Origin of the sequence: Streptomyces sp. NPDC059456 (genome assembly GCF_042750055.1) — a bacterium.
Classification (GTDB): Bacteria; Actinomycetota; Actinomycetes; order Streptomycetales; family Streptomycetaceae; genus Streptomyces.
Genome location: NZ_JBHYVA010000277.1, coordinates 1 through 10097 on the forward strand (window position 1 = coordinate 1; position 10097 = coordinate 10097).

Here is a 10097-nt window from a genome sequence, read left to right on the forward strand (position 1 = left end):
GGCACCGGCACCGTACGCCTCGGCTACGACGACACCCTCTTCACCGGGCCCGCCCGCCACCCCATCGGCGACAACCCCAACATCGCGCCGATCACCTCCCTCGCGGCCGACGAGGGCCGCCCCGACGACTCCACCTCCGGGCCCGTCGAGCGGGTCGAGGACCCCGCCCGGGAGACCGCCCGCGCGTTCGCCGCCCTCCTCAGGGAACGCGGCATCACGGTCACCGGCGACCCCGCCAGGGCCAAGGCGCCCGCCGGCGCCCAGCCGCTCGCCACCACCCTCTCCACCCCGCTCGGCGGCCTCGTCGAGCGGATGCTGACCAACAGCGACAACGACATCGCCGAGGTCCTCGCCCGCCAGACCGCCCTCGCCTCCGGGCAGCCCGCCAGCTTCGAAGGGGCCGAGAAGGCCGTCACCGACCGCCTCACCGCCCTCGGCATCGACACCGCCGGTGCCCGCTTCGCCGACGGCAGCGGGCTCAACCGCGCCGACAAGGCCAGCACCGGCCTGCTCGCCGGACTCCTCGCCAAGGCCGCAGACCCGCAGCGGCCGGAGCTGCGGCCCGTGCTCACCGGACTGCCCGTCGCCGGATTCACCGGGACCCTGCGCAGCCGCAACGCCGGCACCTCCCCGGCCGCCGGCCTCGTCCGCGCCAAGACCGGCACCCTGAGCGGCGTGAACTCCCTCGCCGGGACCGTCGTCGACCCCTCCGGCCGACTGCTCGCCTTCGCGTTCCTGACCGCGAACACCCCCGACCCCGGGGCCGCGGAGAAGGGCCTCGACAAGCTCGCCGCGGCCGTCGCCCGCGCCTCGTAGCCCTTCCGAGGGGCTCCGCACCGGCCCCGGTCCACGTACGGTTGACGCATGACGAGCATCGGTGGTGCCGAGATGGTCGACTGGAATCTCGCGGTGGCGACCGCGACCCGGCTGGTGCGGCCGGGTCCCGAGGTCAGCCGCGACGAGGCCCGCGCGGTGGTGGCGGAGCTGCGCCGGCATGCGAAGACGTCCGAACGCCACGTGCGCGAGTTCACCCGCATGATCCCCGAGGGCACGGCCGTCCCCGACACCCCCGTTCTCGTCGTCGACCGGGCCGGCTGGGTGAAGGCCAACGTGGCCGGCTTCCGCGAGCTCCTCGGCCCGCTGCTCGGCAAGATGCAGGACCGCCGCGCCGGAGCGCCCGGCGGAGCCGTCCTCGGCACCGTCGGCGGCAAGGTCACCGGCGTCGAGCTGGGCATGCTGCTCAGCTTCCTGGCCTCCCGCGTGCTCGGCCAGTACGAGACCTTCGCCCCGGCCGGCCGCGACCTGCCGGGCTCGGCCGCGGGCGGCGGCCGGCTGCTCCTCGTCGCCCCGAACATCGTGCACGTCGAACGCGAGCTGGACGTGCGCCCGCACGACTTCCGGCTGTGGGTCTGCCTGCACGAGGAGACGCACCGTACGCAGTTCACGGCCGTCCCCTGGCTCCGCGACCACCTGGAAGGCGAGATCCAGACCTTCCTCGGCGCCACCGAGATGGACCCCGCGACCATCCTCGAACGGCTGCGCGAAGCCGCCCAGTCCTTCGCCGGCGCCCGCCCCGACTCCGACCAGGGCGACGAGGGCCGCTCCCTGGTCGAACTCGTCCAGACCCCCGAGCAGCGCGAGGTGCTCGGCCGCCTGACCGCCGTGATGTCCCTGCTGGAGGGCCACGCCGACTACGTCATGGACGGCGTCGGCCCCACGGTCGTGCCCTCGGTCGCCGAGATCCGGGAGAAGTTCCAGCAGCGCCGGGCCAGCGGGGCGGGCCGCCTCGACGCCGCGCTGCGCAAACTGCTGGGGCTCGACGCCAAACTGCGCCAGTACCGCGATGGCGAGCGGTTCGTGCGCGCCGTCGTCGGCCAGGTCGGCATGGACGGCTTCAACCGGGTCTGGACCTCTCCGAACACGCTGCCGACCAAGGCGGAGATCGCCAAGCCCGCGGACTGGGTCGCGCGGGTGCACCGCAAGGGCGAATAGGAGCGAAGGGGGGTGACTCAGGGGGCGTAAACATGTCTCACTGGGGGAAGAAGCGTCACCCGTCCGAGGGACCGTGGGGCGTGGAAGGGCGTGCGATGCTCGGGGAACGGCTCGGTTCTGTCACCATCGACGCACTCTGAGTGACAACCCTCCTCTTGCGGGGGCTCCCGGCGGGGGCTCCTCACGGGGGCCGGGGCACAGGGCAGCGTCGAACAGCACCGAACAGCAGCCGTTCCAGCACCACACCCCAACGCCTTCGAGGCATCCGAACTCCACCGAAGGGCACCGGACATGGGTCCCCATCCTGCGGTCGCGGCGATACGCCTGGCGGTCCGCCGCGTACTCCACGACGTCCTCACCGACCTCACCGACCGTTCCGCCGAACCCTCCCTGGCTCCGTCCGGGGGGACCCCCGGCACCGCGGCCGGCTCCCCGCCGCTCGTCCTCGTCGCCTGCTCCGGCGGCGCCGACTCGATGGCCCTCGCCTCCGCCCTCGCCTTCGAGGCGCCCAAGCTCGGCATCCGGGCCGGCGGCATCACCGTCGACCACGGACTCCAGGCCGGCTCCGACCTGCGCGCCGCCGAGGTCGTCACCCGCATGACCGCACTCCGCCTCGACCCGGTGGAGTCCGTCGCCGTGCGCGTCGGCCGTGACGGCGGGCCCGAAGCCGCCGCGCGCGACGCCCGCTACGCGGCCCTGGACGAGGCCGCGGACCGCCTGGGCGCGTCGGCCGTACTGCTCGGCCACACCCGGGACGATCAAGCCGAAACCGTCCTGCTGGGCCTGGCCCGCGGCTCCGGCATCCGCTCGCTCTCCGGCATGGCCGAGGTGTCCGGCGGCCCGGGCCGCTCGCACCGCTACCGCCGCCCCTTCCTCCAGATCGACCGGCAGACCGCCCGCAAGGCCTGCATGGTCCAGTCCCTGGCGGTCTGGGACGACCCGCACAACATCGACCCCGCCTACACCCGCTCCCGGCTCCGCCACGAGGGGCTGCCCGCCCTCGAGAAGGCGCTCGGCAAGGGAGTCGTCGAGGCGCTCGCCCGCACCGCCCAGCTCTCCCGCGACGACGCCGACGCCCTCGACGCCTGGGCCGCCGAGGCCGAGGCCGGCGTACGGGACGAGGACGGCCGGCTGGAGTGCGCCAAGCTGTACGCCCTGCCCCCGGCCGTCCGCCGCCGCGTGCTGCGCAGGGCCGTGGTCGCGGCCGGCTCCCCCGCAGGCTCCCTCTTCGCCCGCCACATCGAGGAAGTGGACCGGCTCATCACCGGCTGGCGGGGCCAGGGCGCCATCAACCTGCCCGGCAGGGTCGAGGCGCAGCGGCAGGGTGGCAGACTTGTCATCCGGCAGGGCTGATTGGTGCTGAAGCACGGCTGAGTCCTCCGGGGACCCCCCGGAGCCCCGGCCGACAACGAAAGTGATGCGGGTGGACGAGAAGGACATGGGCAGCGACCTCCAGTCGGTGCTCATCACCAAGGAAGAGATCGACGCGAAGCTGGCCGAGCTGGCCGCGAAGATCGACGCGGAGTACGCGGGCAAGGACCTGCTCATCGTCGGCGTCCTCAAGGGCGCCGTGATGGTGATGGCGGACCTGGCGCGCGCCTTGTCCACCCCGCTCACCATGGACTGGATGGCGGTGTCCTCCTACGGCGCCGGAACCCAGTCCTCCGGTGTCGTCCGGATCCTGAAGGACCTGGACACCGACATCAAGGACAAGCACGTCCTGATCGTCGAGGACATCATCGACTCGGGCCTGACCCTGTCCTGGCTGCTGTCGAACCTGGGCTCCCGCCAGCCGGCCTCGCTGGAGGTCGTCACGCTGCTGCGCAAGCCCGACGCCGCCAAGGTCGCCATCGACGTGAAGTGGGTCGGCTTCGACATCCCGAACGAGTTCGTCGTCGGATACGGCCTCGACTACGCGGAGAAGTACCGCAACCTGCCGTTCGTCGGCACGCTCGCCCCGCACGTCTACGGCGGCTGACGCCGCGGGCCCCGGTCGGGGCCCGCACAGGGGAACCCTGGAACGATTCCCGGCGTTGGAGCAGGGGAAAGCAGTTCTGTCAGCCGTCCCACGAGGCCGCGGGTGACAATACAGGGGTACATTCCGAAGAACAGTCTTTACTCAGAGCAGCATTTACCTACGGGCAGGAGGGACGGGGTGCCCGGCACCCCGTATGGATGGACGTGAAGCGATACTTCCGTGGGCCGGTCATGTGGATCGTGCTGGCCGTCCTCGCCGTGGTCGTGTTGATGAATGTCGTCGGCTCCGGCGGCGGCTACAAGACGGTGGACACCAGCGAGGTCATCAAGGCGATCAACAGTGGCCAGGTGCAGAGCGCCGAGCTCACCACCGGCGACAGCCAGATGATCAAGGTCGAGCTGAAGAAGGACCAGAAGCTCGCCGACAACTCCGGCTCCAAGTTCCAGGCCAACTACATCGGGGATCAGGGCGTCGAGCTCGCCCAGAACCTCCAGACCAAGTTCGAATCCGGCCAGATCCCGGACGGCTACAAGGTCCAGCCGGACAAGACCAGCCCGTTCCTGAGCGTGCTGCTCTCCCTCCTGCCCTTCGTGCTCATCGTCGTGGTCTTCCTGTTCCTGATGAACCAGATGCAGGGCGGCGGCTCCCGGGTGATGAACTTCGGGAAGTCCAAGGCCAAGCTCATCACCAAGGACACCCCGAAGACGACGTTCGCCGACGTCGCGGGCTCGGACGAGGCCGTCGAGGAGCTCCACGAGATCAAGGAGTTCCTCCAGGAGCCGGCCAAGTTCCAGGCCGTCGGGGCCAAGATCCCCAAGGGCGTGCTCCTCTACGGCCCGCCCGGAACCGGCAAGACCCTGCTGGCGCGCGCCGTCGCGGGCGAGGCCGGAGTCCCGTTCTACTCGATCTCCGGTTCCGACTTCGTCGAGATGTTCGTCGGTGTCGGTGCCTCGCGTGTCCGTGACCTGTTCGAGCAGGCCAAGGCCAACGCCCCGGCGATCGTCTTCGTCGACGAGATCGACGCCGTCGGCCGGCACCGCGGTGCGGGCCTCGGCGGCGGCCACGACGAGCGCGAGCAGACCCTGAACCAGCTGCTCGTTGAGATGGACGGCTTCGACGTGAAGGGCGGCGTCATCCTGATCGCCGCCACGAACCGCCCGGACATCCTCGACCCGGCGCTGCTGCGCCCGGGCCGCTTCGACCGGCAGATCGCGGTCGACCGTCCGGACATGCAGGGCCGTCTGGAGATCCTCAAGGTCCACCAGAAGGGCAAGCCGGTCGCTCCGGACGTCGACCTCTCGGCCGTCGCCCGCCGCACCCCCGGTTTCACCGGTGCCGATCTGTCCAACGTCCTGAACGAGGCGGCGCTGCTCACCGCCCGCTCGGACCGCAAGCTGATCGACAACCACATGCTGGACGAGGCCATCGACCGCGTCGTGGCGGGCCCGCAGAAGCGGACCCGGATCATGTCGGACCGGGAAAAGAAGATCACCGCGTACCACGAGGGCGGTCACGCCCTGGTCGCGGCGGCCTCCCCGAACTCCGACCCGGTCCACAAGATCACGATCCTGTCCCGCGGCCGGGCGCTGGGCTACACCATGGTCCTGCCCGACGAGGACAAGTACTCGACCACGCGCAACGAGATGCTCGACCAGCTGGCGTACATGCTGGGCGGCCGCGCGGCGGAGGAGCTGGTCTTCCACGACCCGACCACCGGCGCGGCGAACGACATCGAGAAGGCCACGGCGACGGCCCGCGCGATGGTGACCCAGTACGGCATGACCGAGCGCCTCGGCGCGATCAAGTTCGGCGGGGACAACACCGAGCCGTTCCTGGGCCGCGAGATGTCGCACCCGCGGGACTACTCGGAAGAGGTCGCGGCGCTGGTCGACGAAGAGGTCAAGAAGCTCATCGAGACGGCGCACAACGAGGCCTGGGAGATCCTGGTCGAGAACCGCGACGTCCTCGACAACCTGGTCCTCGCGCTCCTGGAGAAGGAGACGCTGGGCAAGGAGGAGATCGCCGAGATCTTCTCGACGATCGTGAAGCGCCCGGCCCGCCCGGCGTGGACCGGCTCCTCGCACCGCACCCCGTCGACCCGTCCGCCGGTGCTCTCTCCCAAGGAGCTCCAGCTGACGAACTCGGCGAACGGCACGTCGGCGGCCTCGTCCGCCGTGTCCGTGGAGAAGGACACCGCGCCGGAGGACCGCGCCGAGTAGCCCTCGGCCGGACCGTCCCGGAATGGATGCCGCGCCCCCCAGGTTCTAGCCTGGGGGGCGCGGCACTTTCGCGTGTCCGCGAGCGGCAGTGCACACAGGAACGAGGAAGAGATGACCGACCCAGTGACCCTGACCGGTGACGAGGGCACGATCGGCGAGTTCGACGAGAAGCGCGCCGAGGCGGCGGTCCGCGAACTCCTGATCGCGGTCGGCGAGGACCCGGACCGCGAGGGCCTCCTGGAAACCCCGGCTCGCGTGGCGAGGGCGTACAAGGAGATATTCGCCGGCCTCTACCAGAAGCCCGAAGAGGTCCTGACGACCACCTTCGACCTCGGCCACGACGAGATGGTCCTGGTCAAGGACATCGAGGTCATGAGTTCGTGTGAGCACCATCTGGTGCCGTTCCACGGTGTGGCCCACGTCGGCTACATCCCGTCCACCGACGGCAAGATCACGGGCCTGTCGAAGCTGGCCCGCCTCGTGGACGTGTTCGCCCGCCGTCCGCAGGTGCAGGAGCGGCTGACCACGCAGATCGCGGATTCCCTGATGGAGATCCTGGAGCCGCGCGGGGTCATCGTGGTCGTCGAGTGCGAGCACATGTGCATGACGATGCGCGGGGTCCGCAAGCCCGGTGCGAAGACGATCACCTCGGCGGTCCGCGGTCAGCTCCGCGACCCCGCGACCCGCAACGAGGCCATGAGCCTGATCATGGCGCGCTGACCGGATGTGAACCCCCCGGCCCGGGGCGGGTCAGGTGTGGGCCGGGGAGTGGGGGGTGGTGTCGTCGTCTTCCGGGAGCTTCAGGACGTGCTCCAGGAAGAGGGCGGCGGCGATGACGGCCGCGCCCGCCAGGACCGAGAAGGCGGCGTACCAGGCCTGGTCGCGGCGGGCGGGCACCTCCAGGCCATCGGCCAGCAGGAAGACGCCCACGCCGCCGTACATGCCCGCCACGAGGGCGGCCACGAGCGCGCTGGCCTGGCCGAAGACGACCGCGCGGGCCGCCATCAGCGGTTCCACGCCCTTGGCACCCGGCCGGCGCTCGCGCTGGGCCTTGAGGCGGGCCCGCAGCGACAGGGCCGTGGCCAGCAGGACGACGGCGATCACGCCCAGGACGATGGGCGCGGCCAGGGGGATGCCCGGCAGGGTCCCGTACGCGTTCCACAGCCGGGCGCCGGCCCAGGACAGCACCCCGGCGACGATGAAGATCCCCGCCAGGACCGCCGGCCTCAGTTGCTTCACGTGCCCGTTCCCCGCTTTCGCTCTCCGCACCCACGTCGTCGTCGGCTTCAGCCAGCCACAGGTTAACGACTACTCGGGGAGGCGGAGTTCCAGGTCCGGGCGCGGCGTCACGCCGGTCAGGCCGATTCCGGCCAGGAGGGCCGCGACGGGGCCGTGCCCGGGGATCTGCGCTTCGCCGTCGATGTCGTTCCAGGGGGCCAGGACGAAGGCCCGCTGGTGGGCCCGCGGGTGCGGGAGGGTGAGGACCGGGTCGTCCGAGACGACCTCGGCGTACGAGACGATGTCGACGTCGATGGTGCGCGGCCCCCAGCGCTCCTCGCGGACGCGGTCGAAGGCCTCCTCGATGGCGTGTCCGCGCTCCAGCAGCGACGACGGCGGCAGCGTGGTCTTCACGCGGACCACCGCGTTGAGGTACGAGGGCTGCGAGCCGGGCTCGACGCCCCACGGCTCGGTCTCGTAGACGGGGGAGACGGCCTTGACCCGCAGGCCGGGGGTGTCGCCGAGGGCGTCGATGGCGCCCTGGAGGGTCTCCAGGCGGTTGCCGAGGTTCGCGCCGAGCGCGATCACGGCCCACTTGGGGTTGGACAGGGTCACATCTGCCGCGTCCACCGTCTCCACGACGGATGCGGGCACCGGCTGGACGGTGGGGTCGCTCTGGGCGTTCAGTCCGTTGTTCACACGCGGCTCCGGGTGATCGTGATGGTCACGTCGTCGAAGGGGACGGTGATGGGGGCGTCCGGTTTGTGGACGACCACCTCCACCTGTGCCACTGCTTCGTGCTTCAGGCACTGCTGGGCGATCCGCTCGGCCAGGGTCTCGATCAGGTCGACCGGTTCTCCCTGGACCACGTCGACGACCTCTTCCGCGACTACCCCGTAATGCACGGTCTTCGCAAGGTCGTCGTCGGCCGCCGCGGGGCGGGTGTCGATGTGCAGCACGAGGTCGACGATGAAGGTCTGGCCCTCTTCGCGTTCCCGGGGGAAGACGCCGTGGTGCCCGCGAGCCTTGAGGCCGCGCAGCGCGACACGATCCACGCGAATCACTCCTGCTTTCGTAGGTGCTTGCGGTCCGGGACTCCCCGGATCCATGGGCCTGCGCCGAGTGCGGTCGGCGTCGTCCGCCCTCGAATTTACCTGCGAAAGACCTCGCACCCCGCCGGTGGGGTCAGGCGGAGTCCTCTTCTTCGTCCTCGTCGGACTCCGTCAGGACGGGAGAACCGTGGTGGGACCAGAGCCGCCAGCCCTCCGATGTGCGTCGGAACACATTCGTGGCGACGACCAGCTGACCGACGAGCGGGCCGAGCGCTCCGCCCTCCTCGGCGGGGCCGCCGCTGAGGATGTTCTCCGTACACGTCACCAGCGCGGTGTCACCTATGACGGCGACTTTCGTGTCGGTGAGGAAGAACTGGATGTAGTCGGTGTGGGACATGATCAGCGCGTACGAGCGCAGCACCTCGCCGCGGCCTGAGAGCACCGGCCAGCCCGGGTGGACGCAGGAGATCTCGTCTTCGAGCCAGAGCGCCGACAGTGCGTCGAAGTCCCCCCGCTCCATGGCCTCGTAGAAGGCCGTGTTGACCTCGTCGACGGCTTCGATGTCGGTACGGCTCACCGTTCCCCTCTCCTGGTTGTACGGGTCCCGCCACCGGCGGGACGGATCACAGGGCCCCTTCCACGGCGCGGGCCACCCGAACCGCGTCGGCGGTGGCCCGTACTTCGTGGACCCGTACGGCCCAGGCGCCCTGATGGGCGGCGATGGCGGAGACGGCGGCGGTGGCGGCGTCGCGCTCGCGGGCCGGCGGCGGCGCGGCGTCCGCCGCGCCGGCCAGCACCCGGCCGAGGAATCGTTTGCGCGACGCGGCGACCAGCAGCGGGAACCCGAGGGCGCGCAGCTCGGGGAGGTGGGCGACCAGGGCCAGGTCGTGCTCGGCGTTCTTGGCGAAGCCGAGGCCGGGGTCGACGAGGAGCCGCTCGGGGGCGATCCCGCCGGCCACGACGGCGTCGATGCGGGTGCGCAGCTCGGCGGTGACCTCGGCGAGGACGTCCTCGTAGACGGCGAGGCTGTTCATGCCGTCGCTGAAGCCGCGCCAGTGCATCACGACGAACGGCACCTCGGCGGCGGCGACGGCCGGGATCATGCCGGGGTCGGCGAGTCCGCCGCTGACGTCGTTGACCAGCAGGGCGCCGGCGGCGACGGCCCGGGCGGCGACGGAGGCGCGCATGGTGTCGACGGAGACGGTGACCCCTTCGGAGGCCAGGCCGCGCACCACGGGGACGACGCGGCGCAGCTCCTCCTCCTCGTCGACGCGGGTGGCGCCGGGGCGGGTGGACTCGCCGCCGACGTCGACGAGGTCGGCGCCCTGGGCGACGAGGTCGAGTCCGCGTTTGACGGCGGCGGTGGTGTCGAACCAGCGCCCCCCGTCGGAGAAGGAGTCCGGGGTGACGTTGACGACGCCCATGACCCCGCAGCGGTCCCAGTCCGGCAGGCCTGTGACCCGGCCCCTGCCGGCGGCCCCGTGCTCGATGTTCATGGCTCCAGGGTAGGGCCGCCGCCCAGACCGGGCGGGACGCGGGCGAGGGGCCCGGGCCGGGCCCGGGCGGGAAACGCCGGAGCGAGGCCGGGGCCGGGAACCCCCCGGCCCCGGCCCCCCCGGGGGGGGGGGCCGGGGGCCG

General features: G+C 71.5%; 11 protein-coding genes. 6 read left to right on the forward strand and 5 right to left on the reverse strand.

The features are described 5' to 3' along the window. From dacB to folE, 6 genes are all read left to right on the forward strand, one after another. Positions 1–816, forward strand: an 816-nt coding sequence (gene dacB, locus ACFXA3_RS23045) for a D-alanyl-D-alanine carboxypeptidase/D-alanyl-D-alanine-endopeptidase (RefSeq protein WP_385189499.1), incomplete at its 5' end; no start/stop codon positions are given. A 48-nt stretch (positions 817–864) separates the two neighbouring features. Continuing rightward, positions 865–1992, forward strand: a complete 1128-nt coding sequence (locus tag ACFXA3_RS23050) for a zinc-dependent metalloprotease (protein WP_385189502.1) — start codon at positions 865–867, stop codon at positions 1990–1992. Between the two features lie 291 nt (positions 1993–2283). Next, positions 2284–3345, forward strand: a complete 1062-nt coding sequence (tilS, locus tag ACFXA3_RS23055; RefSeq protein ID WP_385189503.1) for a tRNA lysidine(34) synthetase TilS — start codon at positions 2284–2286, stop codon at positions 3343–3345. Between the two features lie 64 nt (positions 3346–3409). Next, on the forward strand, positions 3410–3970 hold the full coding sequence (gene hpt / locus ACFXA3_RS23060) for a hypoxanthine phosphoribosyltransferase (protein ID WP_030158549.1): 561 nt from the start codon (positions 3410–3412) through the stop codon (positions 3968–3970). 197 nt (positions 3971–4167) lie between these two features. After that, the gene (gene ftsH / locus ACFXA3_RS23065; RefSeq protein ID WP_054224260.1) at positions 4168–6189 is read left to right on the forward strand and encodes an ATP-dependent zinc metalloprotease FtsH; all 2022 of its coding nucleotides are present in this window, start codon (positions 4168–4170) and stop codon (positions 6187–6189) included. Positions 6190–6300: 111 nt separating this feature from the next. Beyond that, the gene (folE, locus tag ACFXA3_RS23070; RefSeq protein ID WP_385189507.1) at positions 6301–6909 is read left to right on the forward strand and encodes a GTP cyclohydrolase I FolE; all 609 of its coding nucleotides are present in this window, start codon (positions 6301–6303) and stop codon (positions 6907–6909) included. Positions 6910–6939: 30 nt separating this feature from the next. On the opposite strand, the gene ACFXA3_RS23075 is transcribed toward folE, so the two are convergent. From ACFXA3_RS23075 to folP, 5 genes are all read right to left on the reverse strand, one after another. After that, positions 6940–7428, reverse strand: coding sequence for a DUF3180 domain-containing protein (locus ACFXA3_RS23075; protein WP_385189509.1), 489 nt, complete (start codon positions 7426–7428; stop codon positions 6940–6942). 69 nt (positions 7429–7497) lie between these two features. After that, entirely contained in the window at positions 7498–8106 is a 609-nt protein-coding gene (folK, locus tag ACFXA3_RS23080; protein WP_385189512.1) for a 2-amino-4-hydroxy-6-hydroxymethyldihydropteridine diphosphokinase, read from the reverse strand. Then, on the reverse strand, positions 8103–8462 hold the full coding sequence (gene folB, locus ACFXA3_RS23085) for a dihydroneopterin aldolase (protein WP_030158540.1): 360 nt from the start codon (positions 8460–8462) through the stop codon (positions 8103–8105). The genes folK and folB overlap by 4 nt, the downstream gene beginning before the upstream one ends. A gap of 130 nt (positions 8463–8592) precedes the next feature. Further along, on the reverse strand, positions 8593–9036 hold the full coding sequence (locus ACFXA3_RS23090) for a nuclear transport factor 2 family protein (RefSeq protein WP_082410636.1): 444 nt from the start codon (positions 9034–9036) through the stop codon (positions 8593–8595). A 46-nt stretch (positions 9037–9082) separates the two neighbouring features. Then, entirely contained in the window at positions 9083–9955 is an 873-nt protein-coding gene (gene folP / locus ACFXA3_RS23095; protein WP_385189516.1) for a dihydropteroate synthase, read from the reverse strand. Between the last annotated feature and the right edge of the window lie 142 nt (positions 9956–10097).

What these genes read in the sequence shown, in the direction of transcription:
- folE (WP_385189507.1), top strand. Translation starts at nt 6,301, where the DNA reads ATGACCGACCCAGTGACCCTGACCGGTGACGAGGGCACGATCGGCGAG.
- ACFXA3_RS23050 (WP_385189502.1), top strand. Translation starts at nt 865, where the DNA reads ATGACGAGCATCGGTGGTGCCGAGATGGTCGACTGGAATCTCGCGGTG.
- tilS (WP_385189503.1), top strand. Translation starts at nt 2,284, where the DNA reads ATGGGTCCCCATCCTGCGGTCGCGGCGATACGCCTGGCGGTCCGCCGC.
- hpt (WP_030158549.1), top strand. Translation starts at nt 3,410, where the DNA reads ATGCGGGTGGACGAGAAGGACATGGGCAGCGACCTCCAGTCGGTGCTC.
- ftsH (WP_054224260.1), top strand. Translation starts at nt 4,168, where the DNA reads ATGGACGTGAAGCGATACTTCCGTGGGCCGGTCATGTGGATCGTGCTG.
- folP (WP_385189516.1), bottom strand. Translation starts at nt 9,955, where the DNA reads ATGAACATCGAGCACGGGGCCGCCGGCAGGGGCCGGGTCACAGGCCTG.